The following is a 25,607-nucleotide window of genomic DNA, read 5'->3' as shown; positions in this document are numbered from 1 at the left end:
GTCACTTGCCGACCCGCCGAGCGGTCCACTTCCTGACGGCCACACACTGCCCAGGACCGCTGTAGGCGGTGTAGCCCCTCTTGGCTCGCTTGCCGACGAACTTCACTCGCAGCTTCATTCGGAAATCGTCCTTTTTCCAGGTTCGCCGTACCCAGCCGCTGCGCTTGATCTTCGTGGTCGGGAAGTCGTACCAGAGCCACTGATACGTGATCGGGCTCGGATAGCCGCCGCAGCGGGTGAGGAGCAGGGCCTTCCAGTGCTTCATGTACGTGCCCTTGCGGGTGACCTTGAAGGACAGCTGCCCCTTGCTCGGCTTCATCTTGTACGTTCCCGGTACGGCCCGGCGTACTGATGCCTCGCCGGCGGTCGCCGACGCCGGCGCGGTCAGCGATGCCGCGAGGGCCGTCGCGGCGAGTGCGGTCACGAGCCTGAGGTGGACGGAAGGCATGGGACACCCCTCTGGTGCAGGATCGGTCGAGGGGAGCGTAGGCCACGCGGGCGCCCGCCGTGGCGAAACCGCCGAACTAGGCGTCGCTGCGCGTCAGGATCTCGGGACCCGACTCGGTGATCACGAGGGTGTGCTCGAACTGTGCCGTTCGTGACTTGTCCTTGGTGGTCACGGTCCAGTCGTCGTCCCACATGTCCCACTCGTGGGTGCCGATCGTCAGCATCGGCTCGATCGTGAACGTCATGCCCGGCTCGATCACGGTGTCGAACCGCTCGTCGTCGTAGTGCGGGATGATCAGCCCGGTATGGAACGCGGGCCCGACGCCGTGGCCGGTGAAGTCGCGCACGACACCGTAGCCGAATCGCGCCGCGTACGACTCGATCACGCGTCCGATGACGTTGATCCGCCGCCCCGGCTTGGCCGCACGGATGCCCCGCATCAGCGCGGCGTGCGTGCGCTCGATCAGCAGCTGCGACTCCCGGTCGATGGTGCCGACCGAGTACGTCTTGTTCGTGTCGCCGTGCACCTGACCGATGTAGGCGGTGACGTCGACGTTCACGATGTCGCCTTCCTCGAGGGGCCGTGCGTCGGGGATGCCGTGGCAGATCACCTCGTTCACGCTGGTACACAGCGACTTCGGGAAGCCCCGATAGCCCAGCGTCGAGGGGTACGCGCCGTGCTCGACCATGAACTCGTGGCCTACCCGGTCGAGCTCATCGGTCGTGACGCCCGGTGCGATCGCGGCCTCGACGGCGTCGAGGGTCTGTGCGGCGATGCGGCTCGCGGTGCGCATCCGCTCGATCGTGTCGGCGTCTTGGACGTTCGAGCCCTGGAAGGGCTCGGGCCCGGGCTTGCCGACGTACTCCGGTCGCTCGATGGCGGCCGGGACGTCGCGGGTCGGCGAGATGGCGTACGGGGCAAGAGCAGTCACGCGCCGAGTCTAGGCTGGTGCATATGCTGGAGAAGAACTGGTCGGGCACGTACGTCTACGGCGCAAGCCGCATCCATACTCCGCGAACCGTCGACGAGGTCCGCGACATCGTCGCCTCCGGCGACCGGGTACGCGCGCTCGGTACTCGCCACTCGTTCAGCTCGCTTGCCGACTCGCCGGGCTCGCTCGTGGATCTCCGGCGAATCGAACCGGTACCGGAGCTCGATCGGGACGCGATGACGGTGACCGTCTCGGCCGGAGTCCGGTACGGCGAGCTGGCCGCCTTCCTGCAGGGCAACGGTTGTGCGCTGCACAACCTCGGCTCGTTGCCACACATCTGCGTGGCCGGCGCCTGTGCAACGGCGACACACGGCTCCGGCGACCGCAACCGATGCCTGGCAGCGTCGGTGGCGGGCATCGAGATCGTCACGGGCGGCGGAGAGCTCGTTTCGGCCTCTCGGGTCGACAGCGAGTTCGCCGGCATGGTCGTTGCGCTGGGAGCGCTCGGCATCGTCACTCGCGTGACGCTCGACATCGAGCCGACGTACGACGTCCGCCAGGATTCGTACGTCGACCTCGAATGGCCTGCCCTCGACGAGCATCTCGATGCCGTCATGGGGAGTGCGTACAGCGTCAGCATGTTCACCGACTGGCGCGAGCGGATCGACCGGGTCTGGTTGAAGACTCGACTGGACGGCGAGCCGTTCGAGCCGCCCGTCGACGTGTTCGGTGCCCGGCCACAACCTCCGGAGCAGTGGGCGACGCTGATCTCCGACGATCCGAATCTCACGCCCCGTGGCGGCTCGCCGGGACCGTGGTCCGAGCGGCTCCCACACTTCCGGCTCGACTCGACGCCGAGCAACGGTGACGAGATCCAGAGCGAGTATTTCGTCGATCGTCGGCACGCCGTCGAGGCGATCCGAGCGGTGCGGGAGGTGGGGGCAGATCTCGAACCGGTGCTGATGATCGGCGAGCTTCGTACGGTCGCCGCCGACACGATGTGGTTGAGCCCGGCGTACGGGCGCGACTCCCTGGCACTGCACTTCACCTGGCGCAACGACCCGCGAGAGGTCACCCGCGCGGTCGCCGCGCTCGAGGCGGCGCTTGCGCCGTTCGACGCCCGGCCGCATTGGGGCAAGGTGTTCGCGATACAGGGCGGGAGCCTCGCCCGGCTGTACGACCGTCTCGACGACTTTCGCGCTCTTGCCGAGCGACTCGACCCGAGTGGTCAGTTCCGCAACGCGTACGTCGATCGGCTCGTGTTCGGCGCGGGCTGAGGCAGGATGGGGGTACGAGCCCGGCGGACGAGGAGTACGACGATGGCCGAGAAGTTCTTCTTCTGTCTCAAGCACCATGCCGTTGAGGGCAAGGACGGCTGCAAGGCGGCGGATCGCCTCGGCCCGTACGCGACCCGTGCGGAGGCCGAGCACGCGCTGGAGCACGTCGAGGAGCGCAACGAGGCGTGGGAGCACGACCCGAACTGGAACGACGAGGAGCCGCGCGAGTAGTCATGGCCAGCGGGGAACCTCCTGGCACGGATGGAGCTCGTCGGCAGACTTCGCATGGGAGTTGACCGCCGCGACCTCCGTACCGAACTTCGAGGTAGTCGGCGAAGTGCTTGCGTAGCTCCGCATCGTCGATGTGCGCATCGAACGCGTCGAGGAAGAGGTCGATGAATCGCCGCCGCTGTTTCTCTTCGATCGCCAGGCCCTGGTGCGTCTCCAGCAGGGCCGGAAAGCCGCCGAGCTCGTCGGTGTAGCGCGTCGCGCCACCGAAGACCTCCGCGAAGAATGCGCTCAGATGGTCGATGTGGTCGGGATGTCCGTCGCCGAACAGCGGCCGGAGCAGCGGATCGGCGAGCACGGTGGGGTACCAGTCGGCGACGATCGTGCGGATCCCGTCGTCGCCGCCGAGCCGCTTGTGAAGAGTCGTTTGGCGAGCCATGATTACATCATTACAAGGAGGTTGTGTAATGGTCAATCAGGAAGAGGTAGCCGGCTGGGTCCGGGGCCGCCTGCCCGATGCGTGGTTCACCGAGCCGGCCGAGGTGACGACCGATCGTGAGGAGATCACGATCGTGGGTCGGATCGCGCCGCCCGATGGCGTCGACGCCGACGACCAGGGTCCCGAGGCCCTGGAGGCGATCGCGGGTCGCATCTCGCGTTTCCGGGAGGACACCCGCGACGATCGGATTGCGATCGCGCGCGAGGCCGAGCGGCGGTTTAGGCGCAAGGTCGCGTGGGGCGTCGAGTGCGGACCGGAGCGGGAGGTCTTCACCAACCTGTCCGTTCCGGTGATGACCCGACTCCGACAGCCCGAGCGGATGGTTCTCGACACCCTCGTCGATGCAGGTGTCGCGCGGAGTCGTTCGCACGCGCTCGCGTGGAGCGTACGAATGGTCGGTGAGAACACCGAGGAGTGGCTGGGTCGGCTACGCGAGGCGATGTCGGAGGTCGAACGCGTACGCGATGAGGGCCCGACGACGGAGTAGCGGCGATGCTGTCGCGGCCCCCGTCGGGATCGCGGCGGGGTCGCGAGAGGATGCATCCATGACACAGACGATCGGCATCATCGGCGGCACCGGGCCCCAAGGACGCGGACTCGCATTGCGTTGGGGCGCGGCAGGTCGTGAGGTCGTCATCGGATCACGCTCGGCGGAGCGCGCGGAGGCTGTCGCCGCCGAGCTCGGGCATGGCGTACGTGGCGCCGCGAACGCCGACTGTGCCGCTGAGTCCGACATCGTGGTGATAACTGTTCCGTGGGACGGTCACGCGGAGACGCTGGCCGACCTCGCGCCGAGGCTGCGCGGCACCCTCGTCGTCGACTCGGTGAACCCGCTCGGGTTCGACAAACAAGGTCCGTACGCACTCTCCGTGCCGGAAGGCAGCGCGGCTCAGCAGGCGGCCGCGCTGCTTCCCGACTCGACGGTGACGGCGGCGTTCCATCACGTATCGGCCGTCTCACTCGCCGACCTGTCGATCGACGACCTCGCCCTCGACGTACTCGTACTCGGCGAGGACCGCGACGCGATCGGCCGGGTGATCGAGCTCGTCGACCTGCTGCCGGGCATGCGTGGTGTGTACGGCGGCCGGCTGCGGAACGCGCATCAGGTCGAGGCGCTGACCGCGAACCTGATCGCGATCAACCGGCGGTACAAGGCGCACGCGGGGATTCGGGTCACCGACGTCTGAGGAGCGAGCTTGCGAGCCCCGCAAAGACGTCGGCGAAGGTACCGACGTCTGAGGAGCGAGCTTGCGAGCCCCGCAAAGACGTCGGCGAAGGTACCGACGTCTGAGGAGCGAGCTTGCGAGCCCCGCTCTCCGTGGGCCTCCCGTTTCAGCCCTGCTTTCGCCGATTTCGGGGCCGAGACGTGCGGCTCACCGGGCGGGTCACCGGCGGCTCAGGTCTCGAAGGTGTGCTCCGGGCCGGGGAACGAGCCGTCACGTACCTCGCTCGCGTACGTGCCCGCCGCTTCCAGCAGGACGTCGTGCAGGTTCGCGTACTGCTTGACGAATCTCGGCATCCGGCCCGTACGTAGGCCGGCCATGTCCTGCCAGACGAGCACCTGCGCGTCGCAGTCGGGACCGGCGCCGATGCCGATGGTGGGGATGGTCAGGCGCTTGGTCACCTCGGCGGCGACGTCGCCCGGCACCATCTCCATCACGATGGCGAACGCGCCGGCGGCCTGTAGCGCCTCTGCCTCTTCGATCGTGCGGGCGGCGGCGTCGCCGCGCCCTTGCACGCGGTAGCCGCCGAGGTTGTGCTCGGACTGCGGGGTGAAACCGATATGGGCCATCACGGGGATACCGGCGCTGGTGAGCAGCTCGACCTGGGGCACGACCGAGAGGCCACCTTCGAGCTTGACCGCATGCGCCTCGGCCTCCTTCATGAACCGGACGGCGGTCGCGAACGCTTGCTGCGGCGATGCCTGGTACGAGCCGAACGGCAGGTCGGCCACGACGAACGCATGCGCAACCGAGCGCGTCACGGCGCGGGCGAGCGGGATGAGCTCGTCGACGGTGACCGGAAGCGAGGTCTCGTTCCCGTAGACGTTGTTGGATGCCGAGTCGCCGACGAGGAGCACCTCGATGCCCGCCTCGTCGAAGATCTGGGCGGTGTACTGGTCGTACGCCGTGAGCATGGCCCACTTCTCGCCCCGCTGCTTGCGCTGCTGCAGCGTGTGGGTACGGATCCGTTTGCGGGGCTGCTGCGCACCGCCGTACGGCGCGGCCTCTTCCGCAGGGGTACCGGATGTCTCTGGCATGGCTGACCTCCCACGTCTCGAGGCTCCCGAGCGGAGTCCCCGGATAGGTTCAGCGTGCCACGTACGCAGGGATGCCGGGCAAGGGAATGTGCGCCACGTCGCGTTCGGCGCCGAGGTGCGGTGTCAGGCGGGCCGGCGGGCGGCGTGCACCGTGTATGCGGCGAGCAGGAAGAGATCGGGGCGGCGGACGAGGCCGGCCGGGTCGGACGAGTCGAGCAGCCGGTCGAGTGCGGCGGCCTCCTCGGACGTCAGCCGGTCGGACACGAGCTCGCGTACGCGGGTGAACCGGTCGACGATGTGCTCGCGTACGCGTGCGTGGACGGGCGCCTGGTGCTCCAGGATGAATGTCTTCGAAGCGATGGGCTCGAGACCGGCCTCGGCCAGCATCATCGGCCAGTCCTTGGTGCCACCGGTCGCGGAGTCGGTGAGCGACCAGCGATGCAGGAAGTAGTCGCCCACGGTCGCCTCGAGCCGGTCGACGAAGCTCGGGCGTGCGACGCCGTACCCGCCGGGCAGCACCCGCATCGGGAGGCCGCCCTCCGCGACGGCGAGCACTCCGTCGGGTACGAGCGCGCCGCGCAGCCGGCGCAGCGCGTCCACCGGGTTGGGCATGTGGTGCAGCACGTGGCTCGCCCAGATCAGATCGGCGGGCGCGACCGCGTGCACGTCGGTGTCGAGGGCGCCTTCGTACGTCGCGAACCGACTAGACAGGCCGAGCTGGGTTGCGCGCTCGCGGGCGCGGTCGAGAAACGCGCGGGTGGGGTCGAGGGCGGTGATCATCGCGTCGGGCAGCAGATCGGCGAACTGGCACGCTGCGTGGCCGGGTCCTGCGCCGACGTCGACGAACCGTCGTACGGGCGGCTGCGGATGCAGCACCAGCAGCCACCGGGCCGCCTGCTCGACCCACGGTCGCGAGAGCTCCCCATCACGCTCGAGCATCTCGAGCTCGTCGCTCCAGTCGGCACGCGATGGGTCGATGCTCATGCCTCTCCTCGGTGTTGGTGGGTCGACCTGACACTGTCGCTCAGAGGTGCTCCCGCCAGGCGTTGGTCATCGGCACTCGGCGGTCGCGTCCGAAGTTGCGTTTCGAGATCTTGGGCCCCGGCGGGTACTGGCGGCGCTTGTACTCGGCCCGGTCGACGAGGGTGACGATCCGTTCGACCAGCTCGGCGTCGAACCCCTCGGCGATCACGGCCGCAGATCCGAGGTCGCGTTCGACATACGCGTCGAGCACAGCGTCCAGTTCTTCGTACGGCGGCAGCGAGTCCGTGTCGAGCTGGCCGGGGCGCAGCTCGGCCGACGGCGGCTTGTTGATCGCGTTCTCGGGGATCGGCGGCGTCTCGCCGCGGCGCTCGGCGGCGGCGTTGCGCCAGCGGCTGAGCTCCCAGACCAGTGTCTTCGGCACGTCCTTGATCGGTGCGTACCCGCCGACGGCGTCGCCGTAGATCGTCGAGTAGCCGGTCGCGAGCTCGGACTTGTTGCCACACGCGAGCACGAGATGGCCGTGCTGGTTCGAGAGCGCCATCCAGATCACCGCGCGGATGCGGGCCTGGAGGTTCTCCTCCGCCACCCCGTCGACCTTGATCGCATCGTCGTACGCATCCTTGATCCCCGCGATCGCGACGGTGTCGAGGGTCAGGCCGGTACGCCGGGCGAGCTCGGCGGCGTCGGTGCGCGAGTGCTCGGTCGACCATTCGCTCGGGTTCGAGACGCCGAAAACCTTGTCCGCGCCGAGCGCATCGACCGCGATGGCTGCCGTCAGGGTCGAGTCGATGCCCCCGGAAAGGCCCATCAGGACCGACGAGAAGCCGTTCTTGCGTACGTAGTCGCGAAGCCCGGTGACGAGCGCGGTGTAGATCTCCTCGAGGTCATCGAGCCGGTCGCCGGGTGTCGTGGTCCGCGGCTCGTAGGACGGCACGGGCTCGGTGGAGATGACCGTGCGCTTGATCGCCAGGCCGCCGAAGCGCTCCCCGGTACCAGGCATCGTCGGCGTCGCGGCGGGGAGGTCGAGATCGACGACCAGGAGCTCCTCGACGAACTGCTGCGACCGGGCCTGCAGCGCTCCGTTGGCGTCGACGACCAGGGAGTCACCGTCGAAGACCAGCTCGTCCTGCCCGCCGACGAGGTTGACGTACGCGAGGGCGCACTCGCCGGCGACGGCGCGGGTGGCGCACAGGTCGAGCCGGACGTCGTCCTTGTTCGCCTCGTACGGTGATCCGTTCGGTACGACCAGCAGCGCGGCGTCGGCGGCCTTGGCCGCGGCGGATGGCCCGTCCCGCCAGAGGTCTTCGCAGATGGCGAGCGCGACGTCGACGCCGTGTACCTGGACGACGTTGATCGTGTCGCCCGGCACGAAGTTGCGCATCTCATCGCCGACGCCGTAGTTCCACAGATGGATCTTCGCCTGCCGGGCAACGATTCGCCCGCCGTGCATGACGGCGACGGCGTTCTGCGGCGCGTTCTTCGGGATGCCGAAGCCGTCCTCGACGCCGGGGGCGCGGTCGAGGAAGCCGACCACCGCGACGAGCTCGCCGAGCCCCTCGTCGGCCAGCCGGGCAGCGAGACGCTCGGCGCACGTACGCGATGCCTCGATGACCGAGGCGCGCATGGCGAGGTCCTCGATCGGGTAGCCGGTCAAGGTCATCTCGGGGAACACGATCAGCTGAACACCCTGCTCGGCCGCGACGCGGCACTGTGCGACGACGAGGTCGGCATTGGCGTCGAGGTTCCCGACGTGGGTGTCGACCTGGGCAAGGGCAAGTCGGAGTTGCGGCACTCTGCGAGCCTAGGCCATGGCGTTCTGGTTGGCGACGGGCACAGAGGGTCACCCGATCGTCAGCGGGCGGGTGCCTCTGCGACCGTCACGAGGAGGCCGTCGAGAGCGCGCCGCGAGTCTTCGAGTCGAGCGATCTTGTCGTCGATGCGTGCGCGTTCTCGGCTCAGGTGCGTGACCATGCCGGGACAGGGTGACGCGACGATCCCGTCATCACGGTCTTCGACACAGTCGAGAATCTCACCGATCACGGTCGTCGGAAGTCCAGCGGCGAGCAGGTATCGGATTCGATAGACGTCGTCGACGTCGGATTCGGCGTACTCGCGGTACCCGTTCGTGAGCCGGGTCGGCCGCAGCAGACCCTGCTCCTCGTAGTAGCGCAGCAACCGTCGGCTGACGCCGGTCCTGGACGCGAGCCGTCCGATTCGCATGTCCGCCCCTTCACGCTTGACCTTCACACCGATGTGACGACCTATCGTCTGTTCAGTCGAACCACCTCAGAGTCGGGAGTATTTCGCCATGGCTGGTCTTGTCGTCGTCGGAGCGGGAACTGGCATCGGACAGTCGGTTGCGTACCGGTTCGCGAAGGAGGGGATGCCGGTCGGGCTGATCGCCCGGTCGAGCGAGACGCTCGACTCCGTCGAAAGGGCGCTGGCCCCGACCGGAGCCGCGGTGTTCAAGGCGCAGGCGGACGTGTCGGACGAGTCGTCGTTGCGCGGTGCGTTGGACGACGCGAGGGATGCGTTGGGCCCGCCCGAGGTCGTGGTCTACAACGCCGCGCTGGTGCGGGCGGACGGGATCGGCGACCTGTCCGTCGCCGAGCACCAGGCGGCCTGGGCGGTCAATGTCGTTGGTGCACTCAAGACGGCCGCGTACGTCGCGCCGGGCATGGAGAGTCGCGGCGGGGGCACGATCGTCGTCACCGGTGGTATGCCGAAGGGGGACGAGCGGCACGTCTCGCTGTCGCTCGGCAAGGCGGGCGTACGAGCGCTGGTCTCGATGCTCGCCGACCAGTACGGCCCGTCCGGCGTTCATGTGGCGACCGTGACCGTCGCGGGCGCGGTTGCCCCCGGGACCGCGTTCGATCCGGACGATATCGCCGAGCACTACTGGCACCTGCACAATCAGCGGCGGGAGGAGTGGTCGACCGAGATCGTCCACTCGGGCTAGGAGGAAGGGCCAGTTGGTCCTCGCGCTTTCGGTACTGTTTGTTCGCGAGTGGCGCACGTTCGTTGCTCAGACGGCCTTGTTTGCAACGAATCTGCGCCACTCGCGAGGATGCGGACACCCCCATCGATCCTCCGCGCCTGGGCCGAGCAATCAGGTCAGTGACCGTGCCAGGGACACCGCGAGCGGTGCGTCGGGGAGGAGCATCGCGTTGACGATGTGGTACGCGTCGGGCTTGCCGGGCCACGTACGTGCCGACACCTGCAGCGTGTCGTCCAGCTCGTGGTGCCAGCTTCCGGTGACGCGGTCGACGAAGTGCTCGTCGATTGCCCCGTACCAGCGGTTCGCTTCGGCGGGGCCGATGGAGCCGTTCGTACGCCGTGCGAGGGCGTCCGCGGCAGCGACCGCCTCCGCCATCACCCAGTGGAAGCGCTCGCGTACGACCGGCTTTCCGTCCCAGCCGGTGGTGTACACGAGCGTGTCGTCGACCGAGCCGTCGCGTACGGCCACTTCGAACAGCGAGACCGCGGCGTCGACGAGCCAGGCCGGCGGGTCGTCGAGGGCCGCCTCGAGCTCGAGCAGAAGTCGCGACCATTCGAAACCGTGGCCGGGCGTTGCGCCGTAGGGGCGGAACGCGTCGGCGGGTACGTCGGTGTTGTAGTCGAGGACGACGTTCCAGTCGGCGTCGAAGTGCTCGGGGATGCGCCAGCCGTTCGCGCGCGCGGCCCGGTTGATGATGCGCTCGCAGATCGACAGCGCGCGGTCGCGCCATACTCGATCGCCGGTGACGTCCGCGGCCGCCAGGTACGCCTCGACCGTGTGCATGTTGCTGTTGGCACCACGGTACGACTCCGGTTCCGACCAGTCGGCGTTCCACGACTCGCGGCACCGCCCCGCGGCCTCGTCCCAGAAACGACGCTCGTGTACGTCGAGCGCCGACTCCAGCAACGCATCGGCACCCCCGACGCCTGCGGTACGCGCGGTCGAGGCGGCCAGGATGACGAACGCGTGCTCGTAACACCCCTTCGTCGTCGAAGCGGGCTCGTGCGCCGAGGTGACCGACTGGAACCACCCACCGTGCTCAGCGTCGGCGAACGGCCCGGTGAGCGCGCGTACGCCGTGCTCCGCAAGCGGATGCGGTCGGCGGTCGAGCAACGAGGCCAGCGAGAAGACGTACGTCATGCGCGCGTTGATCCACAGCTCGAGGCCGCGCGACTCGTCGACGTCACCGGATGGGTCGAGCCACCCGAACCCGCCGCTGTGCAACGCCGAGCGTTCGGCGAACGCACGGACCGACGTCAGCTGGTCGGTACGCCAGGCCTTGGATCCGGGGACGGTCTGGTCCGACACGTCGATCACACTCCGAACAGCTCGGGTAGCAGGGCATGGGCGTCGCGTCGCGCCGGCGCGACGGCTTCCCCGGGTGCGGAATCGTACGGCCAGCGGATCCGCAAGCCGATGTCGGCCCAGTCACCGACCGCCGCGAGGAACTTGTCGAGGGCGGGATTCGACAGGCCCGCGGCCTGCAACGGGGCGATGTGGCGCGCGAAGAACTCCGCGATCCGCCGCTCGACGTCCGCCGCGGCGGCGGGGTCGGACCGCATCGTCTCGTACCACCGGACCGCGCCGTCGGGCGACAGCGCGGCGACGTTCGAGTAGCTGCCCGCGGCCCCACGTGCCAACCCGTTCGCGAGGTGATGGCCGGGCACGAACACGGCGCACCGCTCGAGTGGGGCGCGCATCGATTCGTACCACGCGTCGTCGCCTCCGGCGACCTTGATGCCGATCAGGGACGGCACGTCGTCGAGCAGGCGCGCGAGGAGCGCCGGTGTGGCCTGCGTCTTCGCGTGCGGAGGGTTGTAGAGCACGAGCGGTGTCGGTGCCGCCGCCTCGGCGACGCCGCGTACGAAGGCCACGCACTCGTCCTCGGTCAGCGCCAGCCAGTCGGGGAGCACGACCTGGTACGCGCCCGGTTCGAGCTCGCGCGTACGCCGGATGCGGGCGAGCGTGGTCAGCGCGACCGGGTGGCTCGCCCCGATCTGGAACGCCATCGCCTTGCGTGCACACGATTCCGCGAGCATGGCGCTGACCCGCTCGTACTCCTCATCGCTCAGCGCATGGAACTCACCGGCCGTGCCGTGGGCGTACACCCCGTCCAGCTCCGACGACGCGAGGATGTCGAGCTCGGCGCCGAGCCGATCCCAGTCGATCGCGTCATCGGAGCCGATCGGGAGCAGCACCGAGCCCCAGACACCTTGCAGTGTGTCGATGCGTAGTGGTGTCAACGACCCACGCGCCACACCGCCGGCGTCCGCACGCCCGGGCGTACCTCACCGCTCGTGATGACCAGGTCTCCGTCCCACTCGACCGCGGGAGTCGTCACCTGCGACGGTCCCGGGAAGCTGTCGACGACCGACCACCGGTCGCGCCGCACGTCGTAGCCGAGCACGTCGGTGTTGAAGCCCGTGTGGTGATCCTGCAGCCAGGTCACGAGATCGTTGCGCCCATCGGCGGTGAACTCCTGGATGAGGTCCCATCGCTCGACGTCGCCGTCGCCGGCGTACGCGGTGATCCCATGCCGGTCGCCGATCGCGACGCCCGCCATGATGCACCACGGCAGGTCGGCGAGCTTCGTCCATCGAGCGCGCCCCGGGTCGTACGCGAACGCGTCGGTGTAGAGCGTCCACGAGCCGTCGTCGTGCTGGGCGCGGCCCGACAGCAGGTAGAACCGCCGCCCGTCGGATGCGGCGACCGCGACGGTACGCGGGTCGCCCGGCCAGGTCGACAGGGTCTGCCATTCGGCACCCGGATCGGCCAGGTCGAGCGAGTAGAACGTCTCGCCCTCGGCGACGAACACCGTCTCGCCGACGAGTGCCGCGGCGCCGTACGAGAGCGGCCGGGGGAGCGGCGGCAGGTCCTCGCGGACGAGAGTGCGATTTCGTGCGTCGAACCGCAGCCGGAACACGTCGGCGAACTTCTCGACCGTCGCGACGGCCGACCCGTTCGGGCCGCCACGAAAGCCCTCGCCGCCGATCACGACGACACCATTAGGGGTGCTGACACAGGCCGGGTATGCGAGCGCGTCGGGGATCTGCAGGTCGACGTCGACCCACTCGTACGAACGCCCGTCGCGGCGCAGCACGAACGCGTCGTTCCAGTAGACCTTGCCGAGCTTCGGTGACCGGCTCGCGGTGAGCGTCGGCTCGGGGAAGTTCGCACCACCGGCGACGACGAGAAAGTCGCCATGCGCGCCGGCGACCGGCCCGGCCAGCCCGAGCTGGCGCCAGTACGGCTCGCTCACCGGGATCTCGTCGGACCAGTCGGTCGGGTTGGGCGGCACGTCCGGAAGGCGCTGCCATCGCGACCCGCGCGGGCCTGGTGTGTGCGTTGCCGCGGTCGCTGGTGAGCCCGCGAGCAGGCTGCCGATGCCGAGACCGCTCGCCGCCAGGACGGTACGACGGGCGGTCATCGGAGCTCTCCGAGGTCGATGCGGACGAACGTGATCGTCTCGTACGTGTCGGACTCGCCTGTCTCGTACAACAGGCCGACGCGGTGGCCACGGAGCTGGACGAGATCGGAGTACGCGGCGGGCGCGTCCGAGACGGGATAGCGGTTCTCCCACGTACGCCCGTCGTCATCGCTGACCCGAACGGCCATCGCCGCGCGGCTGCCGGGGTCGGATGGACCCGCGTAGAGCAATGGCCACCCGGCGCCCCGCACCTGCAGCACACTGCCCTGGACCACGGGGCCGACCAGGCCGGGCTGAGGTGCGTACGGGGCGTCGAGCGTCTCGCCGCCGTCGGTGGAAATGCCGTCGGCGCGAGTCTCGGGGGAGGAGCCGTTCTGGTCGCGGGTGTTGAAGTACACGCTGCCGTCGCGCAGCTGCGCGGCCGTCGACTCGTTCGTGTTCAGGACGCCGTCGAAGCTGTCGTCGCTGAAGCCGATGTGCCACGTACGGCCGCCGTCATCGCTGTACAGGCTGTGGGCGCCGTAGTACTTGTCCTCCTCGCCGGTGTCGGACGAGCCGTCGGGCGGCGCGCTGGAGTGGTTGGCGGGTACGACGAGCCTGCCGCGGTGCTCCCCGCGGGTCAGTGCGATCGCGTGACCCGGGCCGGTCGCGTACCAACGCCAGTCTGCGCGCTTGGCCGTCGAGCTGATCTCACGCAGCGGGCTGAACGTACGTCCGTCGTCCTTGCTGCGCTGGACGAACACGCGACGGCTGTCCTCGGGCGGCACCTCGCCGCGCAGGATCTCGTCCTCGCTCGCCGTTCCCGCGTTGCGGGTGCTCAGCAGCACGAGGTCGCCGGTACGTGGGTCGACCACCGGCGCTGGGTTGCCGATCGTGTTGTCGCCCTGGTCGGCGACGACCGCCTGCGGGCCCCACGTACACCCACCGTCGTGGGATCGACGCCGGACGATGGCGATCGAGCCGGCGTCGGAACGCGACTCGCGTCCCTCCGCGAACGCCACGACGGTGCCGTCGGCGGCGCGCACGACCGAGGGGATGCGGTAGACGGCGTAGCCGCCGTCGCCCGAGGTGAAGGGCACGGAGCTCTCGCACGTGCCGTGGTGTCGGTCGGGAACGGCAGCGGTGGTTGACGTGGTCGCCGCCACCGTCGAGGTGAGAACGGCGGCGAGTGCGAAGGGTAAGACTAGTCGGCGTCGGGTCATGGAATCTTCCTCTCTGCGGATGCTGACTGCGGCCCGAGAGACAAATATCGGTACGTGCCGTCCTGTGCGCCGGTCATCGTGGCGTCGTCCGTCTCGGCGGCGGTCGCCCACATCAGGGCGGTCATCCGCTCGAGGCGATCGCGGTAGGCGGGATCGGTCGCGAGGTTCACGCGCTCGCCCGGGTCATCGGCCAGGTCGTACAGCTCGTCGTAGTCGAAGGCGTTGAAGACGTACTTGTCGTGGTCCTGCCACACCACGCGCTGGGTGTACGAGAAGCGCTGCCCGTGCAGCTCGGCCACGGCTGCCTCGCGGGCAGTCGCCGACTCGCCGCGGAGCACGGGCATCAGGTCGACGGCGTGCGCACCGAGCGTGCTGCCGGCGAGTGCTGCGAGCGTCTCCGCGACGTCATGCGACTGGACGAGCTCGTCGACGACCCGGCCTCCGGCGATGCCGTTGGGCCACGAGACGACGAGCGGCACACGGTAGACCTCGTCGAACGCCGGAACGCCCTTGAGCAGAAGGCGATGTGCGCCCATCAGGTCACCGTGGTCGGAGGTGTAGACGACAATCGTGTCGTCCAGCTGGCCGGCGTCCTCGATCCGTTGGACCAGCCGGCCGACCTGCTCATCGACCAACGAGCACAGCGCGTAGTAGCACGCGGTCGCGGTGCGGAACTCGTCAGCGGACAGATCCGCCCACACCGACTGCTGCCGGCGGTAGATCGCCGGCCGGTCCGCGAGGTCGTCGTCGAAGCTGGCGGGCAGCTCGATCTTCGCCGGGTCGTACAGGTCGAAGAAGGGGCGCGGCACGACGTACGGCTCGTGCGGTGCCTTCGTACTCACCATCAACGCCCATGGCTCGTTGCGAGTGACCGCGTCATCGAGGAACGTGAGTGCGTTCGAGACCGTGAAGTGCTCGAGGGTGGACTCCGGGGGCTCGTCGGTGACGCCGTACAGCGGCAGATCGCGGTAGCCGGGCTGGGTGACGGTCCGGCTCGGCTCCGAGACGACGGGCGTCGGGTCGAGGCCGAGCGCCGCCCGGTGCGCGAGGTAGTCGTCGCCCGGTTCGCGGTACGCACCGGAGCGGTCGAAGCCGAACGCGTCCATGTCGTACGTGCGCTCGACATGCCATTTGCCGTAGTAGCCCGTGTGGTAACCGGCCTCGCGAAGCGTGCGGCTCCACATGGGCAGATCGGCGACGAGGTCTGCGCGGTACGCGGGGACTGCGTGCTCGACATCGACCATGCCGTGCCGATGGGGGAGTAGCCCGGTCATGAAGCTCGCCCGCGCCGGCGAGCACACCGGGCTCGGCGTGTAACACCGCTCGAACCTCACGCCTCGTGCCGCGAGCCGGTCGAGGTGGGGCGTACGACACGGGCCCGCCGGATCGACGGTGGCCGCCTGCTGCTGGTCGCTCATCACGACGAGCACGTTCGGCTGTGCCCTCCCATGCCCTTGGGTCATGACCCGTTGCCGCCGAGCTTCGCGGCGCGCTCGCGTACGTCGTCGAAATGCTCGCGCATGTGCGTGATCGCGGCGCTGCCGTCACCGGACTGGAGCGCGCGTACGATCCGCAGGTGCGCCTCGCCGCGGTCCTTCTCCGGTCGACCGGGGATGGCGTCGCCGAGACGTACGAACAGCTCCCAGAACAGCTCGATCAGGTTGTCCACCAACGGGTTCGAGAGCGGCCGGTACAGCGTCAGATGGAAGTCGCGGTCGACCGCCTCGATCGACTCGCCCTTGTGCTCGAGCACGGTCATCTGCTCCGCGAGGTCGGCGCAGCGGTCGAGCGCCTCGTGCGTCTCCATCCGCGCCACGGCCGGCATCAGACCGACCTCCATCGCCTCGCGCGCCGTCAGGATCTCTTCGAGACCCTGGCTCAGTTCCGCGAGGCCGTACGGCAGCTGCTCGATCACGGGGCGGAACGAGAACTCGGCGACGAACAACCCGTTGCCCGGCTGTGCCTCGATCACGCCGAGCGTCTGCAGGCTGCGCGTCGCTTCGCGCAATGACGGCCGGCTGACCTCGAGCTCCTCGGCCAGTGTCGCCTCCGGCGGCAGCCGGTCGCCGGCCCGTAGCCCGCGTTCTCGGATGAAGTCGCGCAGGCGGATCTGCGCCTCTCGGTAGATCGGGCCGCGCTTCACGCGGAGACCTCGCCCTCGGTCGCGTCCGCGATCGCCTGCTTCAGCGACGGCAGCAGATCGTCGATCGCGGCGAGTGCCGATTGGTCCAGCGGGCCCCACGGCAGACGCGGGCGCCCGGCGTCGGGGCTGAGCCGGTTCATCAGCTCCTTGACGAAGCCGAGACCGCCGTGCCGGCCACTGACCTCGGCGATGTCGCGGAACGGCTGGTGCAGCGTGAACGCGAGGTGGTGCTCGCCCCGGTCGTACGCCTCGGTGACTCGATGAGCGACGGGCGCCAGGCCGTTGAAGAGGCTCCCGATGACTGCGCCGGTACCGAAGGCCAGTCCGGCCGGGAGCAGTTCGTCGCGCCCGAAGAAGACCTTGATGCCGTCGTGCGCGCGGCGCGTACGGTCGAACTCCATCAGGTCCTCGTCGGTGAACTTGACGGCGTAGAACGTCGGGATCTCCTCCGCGGCGCTGGCGGCGACGTCGGCGGGCAGAAGTGTCGACCCCGTCATGCTCGGGATGTGGTAGTAGCAGAACGGCGTACGCGGTGCCGCCGCGGCGACGGAGCGGAGGTGCGCGACCGACAGTTCGATACGCGGCGCCTCGCCGTAGTAGGGCGCGACCGATGCGATCAGGTCGACGCCGTGATCCTCGGCATGTGCAGCGAGCGTCTTCGCCTCGGCGAGGTCGTTCGAGCCGACCTGGGCGCCCAACCCCAGCCCGTCGGGGCGAGCTTCGGCCCACGCCTCGACGACCTGCCGCCGCTCGTCGGCCGACAGCGAGGCGAACTCGCCCGTCGTGCCCGTGACGAACGCGCCGAAGACTCCGTTGCGCCGCAGGTGCTCGGCCTGCTCCGGGATGACCGAAACGTCGAGCCTGCCATCCGCGTCGAACGGTGTGGTGGTCGCGGCCCAGATCTCGAGTCGGCTCATGGGTGGTCCTTTCGGTACGCGGTCAACTCTTCGTCGCCCCCTCGGTGAGGCCGGCGACGATGTAGCGCTGCAGGAAGATGAAGACCACGATCACCGGCAGCGCGATGATTGCGGAGACGGCCATCAGGTCGTTCCAGCGCGTGCCGAACGCATTCGTGAGGCCTGCGAGCACGACCGTGACGGGTTGGAACTTCTCGTCCGTCGCGAGCGCCAGGCCGAAGACGAACTCGCCCCATGCGCCCAGAAAGCTGACGACCGCGACCGTGATCACGCCAGGGGTGCTGATCGGCAGCGCGACCCGGCAGAACGCGCTGAACTCGTTGCACCCGTCGATCTTGGCGGCCTCGACGATCTCGCCGGGCACGCTCAGAAAGAACGGCCGCAGGATCGTCACCGCGAGCGGGATCGCCAGGGCGCAGTTCGCGATGATCAGGCCGACGTAGCTGTTGACGAGCCCGGCACTGCTGAACAGGATGAACATCGGCAGCGCGAGGTTGACCGACGGCACCATCTGCACGACGAGGAACAGCATCAGGATCACCGTCACGAACCGCACCCGCAACCGGGCGAGGCCGTACGCCGCGGGTACTGCGATGAGTAGCGTGACGACGGTCGTGCCGATCGCGATGATGGCGCTGTTCGTGAGACCCCTGGCGATGTCGGAGTCGGAGAACACCGCACTCTCGTACGACTCGACCGTTGGGGGCAGGGGTACGAGGTGGGGAGGCGAGGCGAAGATGTCGCCCGCCTCCTTGAACGACGTGTTCACCATCCAGTACACGGGGATCAGGTACGCGGCCGTCACGACGAGTCCGAGTACGAACAGCCAGCGCCGTCGAGTATCGGTCACGGTCATGCCCGATCCTCCTTACGCAGTGCGCGGAAGTAGCCGATGGACAGGACGATCGGAACGACCATGAGCGTCGTCGTGGCGACGGCTGCGGTGTCGAACCGGGAGAACTCGAACGCCTCGTTGTACGCGTAGATCGGCAGGATCTCCGTCGCGCCGCCGGGACCGCCGCCGGTCATCAGGAAGATGGTGTCGAACGTCTTGAACGTGAAGATGAAGATCAGCAGGATCGCGGTCAGGCTGACCGGGCGCAGCACCGGCATGGTGATACTGCGGAACTGCTGCCACGGGCCTGCGCCGTCGATGCGCGCGGCCTCGTACAAGGTGGGGGAGATGCCCTGCAGGCCGGCCGACAGCAGGATCATCGCGAACGGCGCGAAGCTCCAGGCGGTCGCGACCGTCACTGCGGCGACCGCGGTGTTTGGCTCGCCGAGCCAGAACATGTCCTCGTCGATCAGCCCCACGGCGCTCAGCGCGGCGTTGAGCAGCCCGTAGCTTCCGTCGAGGATCCAGCGCCAGACGTTCGCGCTGACCACGGTCGGCAGGATCCACGCGAGCAGGAGCAGCGCGCGCATGGTGTTCCGGCCCGCAAACGGCCGGTTGAAGAGCAGTGCGAGCCCGAGTCCGACGACGAACGTCAGCGCGACCGTCGCGATGGAGTAGATGACCGACACCTGCAGCGCGTGCCAGAAGTCGGCGCGGCCGAACTGGTCGCGGTAGTTCTCCAGCCCTACCCACTTCGCCCCGCCGGACACGACCTCGCGTAGGCCGACGTCGAAGAAGCTCTGCGAGATGTTGTAGAGCAGCGGGTAGAGGACCGTGAGCACCACGAACGCGACGGAGGGTGCAAGGAACAGGTAGCCCGCGGGTATGCGGCGGCGGCGCCGTCTCGGAGGAGGTGCCATGGCTACCTCCTCCGAGGCCTCGGAGCGTTCGGTCGTGACCACGGAGCTCACGACGCGGAGAGTGCCTCGTCGATGTCGGACTGCGCGGTCTCGGCCGCGTCCGCGGGATCACTCGCGCCACTGATCGTCGCCTGCAGCGCCTCCTGCAGGATCGTGAACGCCTCGTTCGAGTGCGTAGCGAGATCGCCCTCTGGCGCCCACGCCTCCTGGAGCTGATCGGCGAACACCTTGCGTACGGGATCGTCGTCCGTGCCGGGCACGTCGTCGCGCGCAGGCAGCTTGTTGCGCGCCGGTAGGTAGTCGGCGAGCACGTCGGGCTTCTGCAGGTAGCTGATCAGGTCCCAGGCGGCGTCGGGGTCGCCGCTGCCCTCGCCGATGGTCAGGTTCTCGGCCGACAGGAAGGTCTCGCGCGTCTGGTCCTTGGGCAGCAGCGCGACGCCCCAGTTCAGCTCCGGGTTCTCATCGCGCAGGATGCTCACGTACGTGGCGGAGTTGATCATCATTGCGGCCTCACCGGTCGCGAACTGGTTCTTCGCGTCCTCCTCGTTCCAGGTCAGGAAGCCCTTGGACAGGCCGCCGTCGTCGACCATGGACTGGAACGACTCGAGCGCCGCGGTGCCGCCGTCGTCGCCGAACTTCTCGATCGTGCCGCCGTCCGCGAGCGTACGAATGATCAGTCCGGTGGCACCTTCGGCGCCCTCGATACCGCTGAGGGCCAAGCCGTACTTGCCGTCACCTGCGAGCTTGGCCGCGGTCTGCTCCATCTCGGCCCAGGTCTTCGGCGGCTGGACGTCCGCCTGCTTCAGCAGGTCCTTGTTGTAGTACACGGCGTAGGCGTCGGCCAGGTGCGGAACGCCGTACGTCGCGCCGTCGACCTGGGTGGTCTCCCAGCCGGTAGGGAAGTACGCATCCTGCTCGCCCCACTCCTCGACGCGGTCGCTGATGTCCTCGATCACGCCGGCCTCGGCCATGTTCTGCGTGTCGAATGCATTGATCAGCGCGACGTCGGGCAGCTCTCCGCTGGCGGCCGCCTGGGTGAGCGTGCGGTTGAAGTCCTCGAACGGGATGAAGCGGATGTCGACCTCGACGTCGTCGTTCTGGTCGTCGTACTTCTCGAGCACGTCGTACAGCGGCGCGCCGGTCGGCATCTCCTCGTCGCCGTAGTACTGCCAGAACGTGATGGTGCCGTCGGACGACCCCTCGGCGGAGTCGTCGCCGCCGCCGAAGCTTCCGCACGCCGCCAGGCCCAGGGGGAGCAGGGCGGCGAGCGAGACGGCAGCGGCACGGGTACGGCGAGTGCGGGCTCTGCTCATGACGTATCTCCTCCAGGCGTTATGCTCCCGGACAGTAGTCAGATGTCAGATATCTGTCAACTGTCCCTGGTCGGCCGGGTATGACCCCCGTTACACACCGGAAATACGGGGTGGCCACACTGAGTCCATGGGTAAGCAAGAGGAGTTCGTGCTCCGCGCACTCGAGGAGCGCGACGTTCGTTTCGTCCGACTCTGGTTCACCGACGTCCTCGGCTCGCTCAAGTCCGTGTCCGTCGCCCCGGCGGAGTTGGAAGGCGCCTTCGAGGAGGGCATCGGGTTCGACGGCTCGGCGATCGAGGGCTTCGCCCGCGTGCACGAGTCGGACATGCTCGCCAAGCCCGATCCGACGACGTTCCAGATCCTGCCGTGGCGGGGCGAGACGCCCTCGACGGCGCGGATGTTCTGCGATATCGCCATGCCCGACGGCACCGCGTCGTACGCCGATCCGCGCCACGTCCTCAAGCGGGCGCTCGGCCGGGCCGCCGACGCCGGGTTCACCTTCTACACCCACCCGGAGATCGAGTTCTTCCTACTGAAGGGCAAACCCGAGCCCGGTACGCGTCCCGTGCCGGTCGACGACAGCGGCTACTTCGACCACACCTCGCAGGGGATCGGGCAGGACTTCCGCCGCGAGGTCATCACGATGCTGGAGTCGATGGGCATCTCGGTCGAGTTCAGCCATCACGAGGGTGCGCCGGGCCAGCAGGAGATCGACCTGCGCTACGCCGATGCGCTGTCCACGGCCGACAACATCATGACGTTCCGCGTCGTCGTACGCGAGGTCGCGCTGAGCGACGGGATCTACGCGTCGTTCATGCCGAAGCCGTTCACCGAGTATCCCGGCTCGGGCATGCACACCCACATGTCGCTGTTCGAAGGCGACCAGAACGCGTTCTACGAGCCGGGCGCCGAGTATCACCTCTCGAAGGTCGGGCGATCGTTCATCGCCGGCATCCTGGAGCACACGCCCGAGATCACCGCGGTCACCAACCAGTGGGTCAACTCCTACAAGCGGCTCATCTTCGGCGGCGAGGCGCCGTCGTACGTCTCGTGGGGCCACAACAACCGCTCGGCGTTGGTGCGGGTGCCGATGTACAAGCCCAACAAGGGGCCATCGGCCCGCATCGAGCACCGTGCGATCGACTCGGCGTGCAACCCGTACCTCGCGTACGCGCTGTTGCTGTCGGCCGGCCTGAAGGGCATCGAGGAGGGCTACGAGCTACCGCGTGAGGCCGAGGACGACGTGTGGGCGCTGACCGAGCACGAGCGCCGCGCACTCGGTATCGCGCCGCTGCCGCGCAACCTCGACGAGGCCATCCGCACGATGGAGGGCAGCGAGCTGGTCGCCGAGACGCTGGGTGAGCACGTCTTCGACTTCTTCCTGCGCAACAAGCGCACCGAGTGGCACGACTACCGCAGTCAGGTCACGCAGTTCGAGATCGACCGGATGCTGCCGCTGCTGTAGGTGGCATGACGAAGCCCGCCGAGGTCCGGGCCTGCCGATGAAGGTGGGAGCCATCGGCTGGGCTCGAACCCCGGCGGGCATTTCCCCCCGGGTGCTCGTCGGAGAGTCCTCTCAGGCGAGCCGATGTGCCGCGCGCCGCGAGAGGGAGAGTCGCCGCGGCGCGCGAGTGCGTGGGGTACGCGAGACGGTACGGCTCTTGCGGAGGAGCTCGGCGTCGCGTACTCGGTACTCGATCGCCTCGCGAGCCACCGCCTGGGTGAGGTGGGTGTTGGTGTACATCGTTGACTCCTTGGGCGTTCGTTCCTGACACCCATAAGAGTCGTCGCTAAGGTATGGGCCGCACATCGGCAAACCGCCTTATCTTGCCGGCGGGTGGGTACCTTAGGCGGTGCCCTCACGCCGGATTCGGGGTGCCTAAGGTACCTACGCCCGAACTGCCCGACGAGCGCACGCGGGTGGCCTCATCGCCACGTCCCACTGGTGCCGCCGGTCATACCGGCTCGCGGATTACCATGGGCCCATGGTAATCCGCGCCGCTACCCAGCAAATTTGCTACGTAGCGGCGCAGTTTGCCGTGGGGGAGTGGGACATTACCCCGAGCGCATATTAAGGTGCGTGCTCTGCGGGGCAAAGGTCCGCCTAGCATGCTGAATTCGGCATGCAAAGCGGACGTTTACCATGTTCACATGGTAAACGTCCCGATGGCCGCGCCGGCCGGGCGTCGCTACACCATGGTGGCATGGTGAAGCGACGTCCACCGTCTGCACTACGCTCCATCCCGTGACCACCACCACGCACGGCCTGACCGCGGGCCGCCTCAGCCGGCTCGGCTTCCAGGCACCCGCGGACGCGCTCGCGCAGCTGGATCTCCTCGGCGACCAGGTCACCGAGGAGCTGGTCATCGAATGGTCTCGCGCGGCCGACCCCGACCTCGCGCTCGCATCGCTGGTGGGGATCGCGGAGCGCTCGGCCGACGACCCGGTCGCCGCGCTCGCGGCGGACGCCGACCTCAACGCCAGGCTGACGGCCGTACTCGGCACCAGTCGTGCGCTCGGCGAGTTCCTCAACCACCATCCGGAGCAGCGCTCGGCATTGACCGACGAGCACTTCACCGAAAGCTTTGTCTCCCACGGGCAGCTTCGTACGGCGCTGCTGACGGCGACCGGCACCGACCCCGGCTCCGATCTGGTGGTCTCCGCGATGGACACCACCGCGGCGATCGACGCGCTGCGGGTCGAGTACCACCGGCTGCTGCTGCAGATCGCCGCCCGCGACCTGATCGGCACCACCAGGTTCGAGGAGTCCAGCGGTGAACTAGCCGACCTCGCGGCCGCGACGCTGAGTGCCGCGCTGGCCATCGCCCGCGGCGCACTCGGCGACGACCGCGACGCGTGCACGATCGCCGTCATCGCACTCGGCAAGTGCGGCGGCGGCGAGCTCAACTACATCAGCGACGTCGACGTGGTCTTCGTGTACGAGCCGACCGACGGCACCGACGACGAGACGGCGCTGCGGGCCGCGAGCCGGATCGCCGCGATGATGATGCAGATCTGCTCCCAGCACACCGGCGAGGGCACGATCTGGGAGGTCGACGCGGCGCTACGCCCCGAGGGCAAGGCCGGCCCGCTCGTCCGTACGCTGCAGAGCCACGTCACGTACTACGAGCGATGGGCGAGCACCTGGGAGTTCCAGGCGCTGCTCAAGGCGCGGCCGGTCGCCGGCGACGACGACCTCGGTCAGGCGTACGTCGACGCGATCCTGCCGATGGTGTGGCAGGCGAGCACCCGCGACCACTTCGTACGCGACGTACGTGCCATGCGCAGGCGCGTCATCGACCACATCCCGCCCGACCTGATCGAGCGCGAGCTCAAGCTCGGACCCGGCGGTCTGCGCGACGTCGAGTTCGCCGTCCAGCTGCTGCAGCTCGTGCACGGCCGCTCCGACCAGTCGCTGCGCAGCGGCAACACGCTGTCGGCGCTGTACGCGCTCATCCAGGGCGGGTACGTCGGCCGTGAGGACGGCGCGGCATTCGCCGAGGCGTACATCTTCCTGCGCCTGCTCGAGCACCGCGTCCAGTTGTACGGGCTACGCCGCACGCACATGATGCCCGCCGACGAGGTCGACCTGCGCCGCATCGGGCGGAGTCTCGAGCTGCGCCAGAACCCCGTCAGCGACGTCCGCCGAATCTGGCGTGCCAACACCCGCGAGGTCCAGCGGCTCCACCAGAAGATCTTCTACCGACCCCTCCTCGAGACCGTCGCGGCGTTGCCGCGCGAGGGGCTGCGGCTCACACCCGATGCCGCCGAGCAGCGCCTTGTCGCGCTCGGGTACGACGACCCCAAGGGCGCGCTCGCCCACCTGCAGGCGCTCACCCGCGGCGTATCACGCCGGGCGGCGATCCAGCGACAGCTGCTGCCCGCCATGCTCGCGTGGTTCGCGGAGGCACCCGACCCGGACGCCGGGCTGCTCGCGTTCCGGAAGGTGTCCGATGCGCTGGGTACGACGCCGTGGTACCTCCGCAAGCTGCGCGACGAGGGCGAGGGTGCCGAGCAGCTCGCGACGATCCTCGCGTCGAGTACGTACGTCACCGGACTGATCCTTCGTGCGCCCGAGGCGGTCGCGCTGCTGGGCGAGACCGACGACCTCGTACCGCGCTCGGTCGAACGGCTGCGCAAGGAGATGGACACCGCGGCACGGCGTTACGCAGACCCGGCCGACGCGATCCGCTCCATCCGCAGGCTGCGACGCAAGGAGCTCTCCCGCGTCGGCATCGCGGACGTGCTCGGCCGGCTCGATATCGAGGCCGTCGGCACCGCGCTGACGGCGATCACCACGGCGACGCTCTCGGCCGCGCTCAACGCGTGCGTCGCGGCTGCCGAGAGCGGGCACGGCGGTCCGCTGCCGACCCGCATCGCGATCATCGCGATGGGCCGACTCGGTGGGGGCGAGACGGGGTACGGCAGCGACGCCGATGTGATGTTCGTGCACGACCCCGATCCCGACGCCGATCCGACGCGCGCGCACGAGCTCGCGACGGGCGTCATTCAGCGAGTACGCGACCTGCTGTCGTCGCCCGGCGACGACCCGGGGGTCGGTCTCGATGCCGACCTGCGTCCCGAGGGACGCCAAGGCCCGCTGCTGCGGACGCTGGCGTCGTACCGGGCGTACTACGACCGCTGGTCTGCCGTATGGGAGGCGCAGGCGTTGCTTCGCGCGTCCGTCACGATCGGCGACGAGAGGCTCTGCGCCGACTTCCGCGCCCTGATCGACCCGTTGCGCTGGCCGGACGGCGGCATCAGCGACGACGCCGTGAGCGAGGTCCGGCGGATCAAGGCCCGCGTCGACTCCGAGCGCCTGCCGCGCGGCGCCGACCCGGCACTGCACCTCAAGCTCGGGCGCGGCGGTCTCGCCGACGTCGAATGGACCGTGCAGCTGATGCAGATGCAGCACGCGTACCGCGTCGACGGGCTACGGACGCCGCAAACGCTGCCCGCGCTGTACGCGGCCCGCGACGCCGGTCTGATCGACGCCGCGGACGCGGATGCGCTCGAGGCCGCCTGGCGCCTCGCCAGCCGCGCGCGCAACGCCATCGTGCTGGTGCGCTCGAAGGCGTCGGACTCGCTGCCGACGCACGCCGACGACCGGGCCGGCGTCGCGTTTATGCTCGGCTATGGCGACGAGAGCGAGCCGATGATCGACGACTACCGTCGCGTCACTCGACACGCCCGGGCCGTCGTCGAGCGAATCTTCTGGGGTTAAT

Annotated in this window: 24 protein-coding genes and 1 pseudogene; 7 read left to right on the top strand and 18 right to left on the bottom strand. The window is 68.8% G+C overall.

What is annotated here, in order from left to right:
* Window position 1: 1 nt before the first annotated feature.
* The gene (locus L0C25_RS00415; RefSeq protein ID WP_271634403.1) at window positions 2-448 is read right to left on the bottom strand and encodes a hypothetical protein; all 447 of its coding nucleotides are present in this window, start codon (window positions 446-448) and stop codon (window positions 2-4) included.
* A 76-nt stretch (window positions 449-524) separates the two neighbouring features.
* Entirely contained in the window at window positions 525-1,379 is an 855-nt protein-coding gene (gene map / locus L0C25_RS00410; RefSeq protein WP_271634402.1) for a type I methionyl aminopeptidase, read from the bottom strand.
* Between the two features lie 23 nt (window positions 1,380-1,402).
* Between map and L0C25_RS00405 the strand changes: the two genes are divergently transcribed.
* Window positions 1,403-2,656 carry a D-arabinono-1,4-lactone oxidase gene (locus tag L0C25_RS00405; RefSeq protein WP_271634401.1) on the top strand — a complete coding sequence of 418 codons (1,254 nt, stop codon included), beginning with the start codon at window positions 1,403-1,405 and terminating at the stop codon, window positions 2,654-2,656.
* 42 nt (window positions 2,657-2,698) lie between these two features.
* Window positions 2,699-2,887: a hypothetical protein gene (locus L0C25_RS00400; RefSeq protein WP_271634400.1), complete on the top strand. Its 189-nt coding sequence runs from the start codon at window positions 2,699-2,701 to the stop codon at window positions 2,885-2,887.
* 103 nt (window positions 2,888-2,990) lie between these two features.
* Here the strand turns inward: L0C25_RS00400 and L0C25_RS24045 are convergent.
* A pseudogene (locus L0C25_RS24045) lies at window positions 2,991-3,323 on the bottom strand (globin domain-containing protein); the annotation flags it as partial.
* 28 nt (window positions 3,324-3,351) lie between these two features.
* Between L0C25_RS24045 and L0C25_RS00395 the strand changes: the two are divergent.
* Together L0C25_RS00395 and npdG are read left to right on the top strand one after the other, a co-directional pair.
* Complete coding sequence (locus L0C25_RS00395) at window positions 3,352-3,870, top strand: hypothetical protein (protein WP_271634399.1); 519 nt, start codon at window positions 3,352-3,354, stop codon at window positions 3,868-3,870.
* 58 nt (window positions 3,871-3,928) lie between these two features.
* Window positions 3,929-4,570: an NADPH-dependent F420 reductase gene (npdG, locus tag L0C25_RS00390; RefSeq protein WP_271634398.1), complete on the top strand. Its 642-nt coding sequence runs from the start codon at window positions 3,929-3,931 to the stop codon at window positions 4,568-4,570.
* 209 nt (window positions 4,571-4,779) lie between these two features.
* Here the strand turns inward: npdG and panB are convergent, their stop codons facing one another.
* The 4 genes from panB to L0C25_RS00370 form a co-directional block, all read right to left on the bottom strand.
* On the bottom strand, window positions 4,780-5,643 hold the full coding sequence (gene panB / locus L0C25_RS00385) for a 3-methyl-2-oxobutanoate hydroxymethyltransferase (RefSeq protein ID WP_271634397.1): 864 nt from the start codon (window positions 5,641-5,643) through the stop codon (window positions 4,780-4,782).
* Window positions 5,644-5,766: 123 nt separating this feature from the next.
* On the bottom strand, window positions 5,767-6,627 hold the full coding sequence (locus tag L0C25_RS00380; RefSeq protein ID WP_271634396.1) for a class I SAM-dependent methyltransferase: 861 nt from the start codon (window positions 6,625-6,627) through the stop codon (window positions 5,767-5,769).
* Between the two features lie 40 nt (window positions 6,628-6,667).
* Window positions 6,668-8,419 carry an NAD+ synthase gene (locus L0C25_RS00375; protein WP_271634395.1) on the bottom strand — a complete coding sequence of 584 codons (1,752 nt, stop codon included), beginning with the start codon at window positions 8,417-8,419 and terminating at the stop codon, window positions 6,668-6,670.
* A 59-nt stretch (window positions 8,420-8,478) separates the two neighbouring features.
* Window positions 8,479-8,847, bottom strand: a complete 369-nt coding sequence (locus tag L0C25_RS00370; RefSeq protein WP_271634394.1) for a MerR family transcriptional regulator — start codon at window positions 8,845-8,847, stop codon at window positions 8,479-8,481.
* Window positions 8,848-8,935: 88 nt separating this feature from the next.
* Here L0C25_RS00370 and L0C25_RS00365 point away from each other — a divergent pair, with 88 nt between their 5' ends.
* The gene (locus L0C25_RS00365) at window positions 8,936-9,586 is read left to right on the top strand and encodes an SDR family NAD(P)-dependent oxidoreductase (RefSeq protein WP_271634393.1); all 651 of its coding nucleotides are present in this window, start codon (window positions 8,936-8,938) and stop codon (window positions 9,584-9,586) included.
* A gap of 150 nt (window positions 9,587-9,736) precedes the next feature.
* On the opposite strand, the gene L0C25_RS00360 is transcribed toward L0C25_RS00365, so the two are convergent.
* From L0C25_RS00360 to L0C25_RS00315, 10 genes are all read right to left on the bottom strand, one after another.
* A complete protein-coding gene (locus L0C25_RS00360) occupies window positions 9,737-10,933 on the bottom strand; it encodes an AGE family epimerase/isomerase (protein WP_271634392.1) in 1,197 nt (398 codons plus the stop codon).
* 5 nt (window positions 10,934-10,938) lie between these two features.
* Window positions 10,939-11,868, bottom strand: coding sequence for a dihydrodipicolinate synthase family protein (locus L0C25_RS00355; protein ID WP_271634391.1), 930 nt, complete (start codon window positions 11,866-11,868; stop codon window positions 10,939-10,941).
* Window positions 11,865-13,052, bottom strand: coding sequence for a galactose oxidase (locus L0C25_RS00350; protein WP_271634390.1), 1,188 nt, complete (start codon window positions 13,050-13,052; stop codon window positions 11,865-11,867). Before L0C25_RS00350 ends, L0C25_RS00355 begins: the two co-directional genes overlap by 4 nt.
* Complete coding sequence (locus L0C25_RS00345) at window positions 13,049-14,131, bottom strand: sialidase family protein (protein ID WP_271634389.1); 1,083 nt, start codon at window positions 14,129-14,131, stop codon at window positions 13,049-13,051. The genes L0C25_RS00350 and L0C25_RS00345 overlap by 4 nt, the downstream gene beginning before the upstream one ends.
* Before the next feature lie 119 nt (window positions 14,132-14,250).
* On the bottom strand, window positions 14,251-15,717 hold the full coding sequence (locus tag L0C25_RS00340; RefSeq protein WP_271634388.1) for a sulfatase-like hydrolase/transferase: 1,467 nt from the start codon (window positions 15,715-15,717) through the stop codon (window positions 14,251-14,253).
* On the bottom strand, window positions 15,714-16,397 hold the full coding sequence (locus L0C25_RS00335) for a FadR/GntR family transcriptional regulator (protein ID WP_271634387.1): 684 nt from the start codon (window positions 16,395-16,397) through the stop codon (window positions 15,714-15,716). The genes L0C25_RS00340 and L0C25_RS00335 overlap by 4 nt, the downstream gene beginning before the upstream one ends.
* Window positions 16,394-17,314 carry a dihydrodipicolinate synthase family protein gene (locus L0C25_RS00330; RefSeq protein ID WP_271634386.1) on the bottom strand — a complete coding sequence of 307 codons (921 nt, stop codon included), beginning with the start codon at window positions 17,312-17,314 and terminating at the stop codon, window positions 16,394-16,396. The genes L0C25_RS00335 and L0C25_RS00330 overlap by 4 nt, the downstream gene beginning before the upstream one ends.
* A gap of 22 nt (window positions 17,315-17,336) precedes the next feature.
* On the bottom strand, window positions 17,337-18,170 hold the full coding sequence (locus tag L0C25_RS00325; RefSeq protein WP_271634385.1) for a carbohydrate ABC transporter permease: 834 nt from the start codon (window positions 18,168-18,170) through the stop codon (window positions 17,337-17,339).
* Window positions 18,167-19,069 (bottom strand): carbohydrate ABC transporter permease, encoded by a 903-nt coding sequence (locus tag L0C25_RS00320; RefSeq protein ID WP_271634384.1) that lies wholly within the window; start codon window positions 19,067-19,069, stop codon window positions 18,167-18,169. The genes L0C25_RS00325 and L0C25_RS00320 overlap by 4 nt, the downstream gene beginning before the upstream one ends.
* 47 nt (window positions 19,070-19,116) lie before the next feature.
* Window positions 19,117-20,382 (bottom strand): ABC transporter substrate-binding protein, encoded by a 1,266-nt coding sequence (locus L0C25_RS00315; protein ID WP_271634383.1) that lies wholly within the window; start codon window positions 20,380-20,382, stop codon window positions 19,117-19,119.
* A 127-nt stretch (window positions 20,383-20,509) separates the two neighbouring features.
* Here L0C25_RS00315 and L0C25_RS00310 point away from each other — a divergent pair, with 127 nt between their 5' ends.
* Complete coding sequence (locus L0C25_RS00310) at window positions 20,510-21,847, top strand: glutamine synthetase family protein (protein WP_271634382.1); 1,338 nt, start codon at window positions 20,510-20,512, stop codon at window positions 21,845-21,847.
* Between the two features lie 111 nt (window positions 21,848-21,958).
* On the opposite strand, the gene L0C25_RS00305 is transcribed toward L0C25_RS00310, so the two are convergent.
* Complete coding sequence (locus tag L0C25_RS00305; protein ID WP_271634381.1) at window positions 21,959-22,126, bottom strand: hypothetical protein; 168 nt, start codon at window positions 22,124-22,126, stop codon at window positions 21,959-21,961.
* Window positions 22,127-22,627: 501 nt separating this feature from the next.
* On the opposite strand from L0C25_RS00305, the gene L0C25_RS00300 reads away from it, so the two are divergent.
* Complete coding sequence (locus L0C25_RS00300) at window positions 22,628-25,606, top strand: bifunctional [glutamine synthetase] adenylyltransferase/[glutamine synthetase]-adenylyl-L-tyrosine phosphorylase (RefSeq protein ID WP_271634380.1); 2,979 nt, start codon at window positions 22,628-22,630, stop codon at window positions 25,604-25,606.
* Window position 25,607 lies beyond the last annotated feature (1 nt).

The sequence above is a fragment of the Solicola gregarius genome (genome assembly GCF_025790165.1).
GTDB classification, from domain to species: domain Bacteria; phylum Actinomycetota; class Actinomycetes; order Propionibacteriales; family Nocardioidaceae; genus Solicola; species Solicola gregarius.
The sequence above is the reverse complement of the archived record's forward strand: the minus strand, read 5'-3'. Positions and strand labels throughout refer to the sequence as shown.

What these genes read in the sequence shown, in the direction of transcription:
- L0C25_RS00415 (WP_271634403.1), bottom strand. Translation starts at nt 448, where the DNA reads ATGCCTTCCGTCCACCTCAGGCTCGTGACCGCACTCGCCGCGACGGCC.
- L0C25_RS00405 (WP_271634401.1), top strand. Translation starts at nt 1,403, where the DNA reads ATGCTGGAGAAGAACTGGTCGGGCACGTACGTCTACGGCGCAAGCCGC.
- L0C25_RS00400 (WP_271634400.1), top strand. Translation starts at nt 2,699, where the DNA reads ATGGCCGAGAAGTTCTTCTTCTGTCTCAAGCACCATGCCGTTGAGGGC.
- L0C25_RS00395 (WP_271634399.1), top strand. Translation starts at nt 3,352, where the DNA reads ATGGTCAATCAGGAAGAGGTAGCCGGCTGGGTCCGGGGCCGCCTGCCC.
- npdG (WP_271634398.1), top strand. Translation starts at nt 3,929, where the DNA reads ATGACACAGACGATCGGCATCATCGGCGGCACCGGGCCCCAAGGACGC.
- panB (WP_271634397.1), bottom strand. Translation starts at nt 5,643, where the DNA reads ATGCCAGAGACATCCGGTACCCCTGCGGAAGAGGCCGCGCCGTACGGC.
- L0C25_RS00380 (WP_271634396.1), bottom strand. Translation starts at nt 6,627, where the DNA reads ATGAGCATCGACCCATCGCGTGCCGACTGGAGCGACGAGCTCGAGATG.
- L0C25_RS00370 (WP_271634394.1), bottom strand. Translation starts at nt 8,847, where the DNA reads ATGCGAATCGGACGGCTCGCGTCCAGGACCGGCGTCAGCCGACGGTTG.
- L0C25_RS00365 (WP_271634393.1), top strand. Translation starts at nt 8,936, where the DNA reads ATGGCTGGTCTTGTCGTCGTCGGAGCGGGAACTGGCATCGGACAGTCG.
- L0C25_RS00350 (WP_271634390.1), bottom strand. Translation starts at nt 13,052, where the DNA reads ATGACCGCCCGTCGTACCGTCCTGGCGGCGAGCGGTCTCGGCATCGGC.
- L0C25_RS00340 (WP_271634388.1), bottom strand. Translation starts at nt 15,717, where the DNA reads ATGACCCAAGGGCATGGGAGGGCACAGCCGAACGTGCTCGTCGTGATG.
- L0C25_RS00330 (WP_271634386.1), bottom strand. Translation starts at nt 17,314, where the DNA reads ATGAGCCGACTCGAGATCTGGGCCGCGACCACCACACCGTTCGACGCG.
- L0C25_RS00325 (WP_271634385.1), bottom strand. Translation starts at nt 18,170, where the DNA reads ATGACCGTGACCGATACTCGACGGCGCTGGCTGTTCGTACTCGGACTC.
- L0C25_RS00320 (WP_271634384.1), bottom strand. Translation starts at nt 19,069, where the DNA reads ATGGCACCTCCTCCGAGACGGCGCCGCCGCCGCATACCCGCGGGCTAC.
- L0C25_RS00315 (WP_271634383.1), bottom strand. Translation starts at nt 20,382, where the DNA reads ATGAGCAGAGCCCGCACTCGCCGTACCCGTGCCGCTGCCGTCTCGCTC.
- L0C25_RS00310 (WP_271634382.1), top strand. Translation starts at nt 20,510, where the DNA reads ATGGGTAAGCAAGAGGAGTTCGTGCTCCGCGCACTCGAGGAGCGCGAC.
- L0C25_RS00305 (WP_271634381.1), bottom strand. Translation starts at nt 22,126, where the DNA reads ATGTACACCAACACCCACCTCACCCAGGCGGTGGCTCGCGAGGCGATC.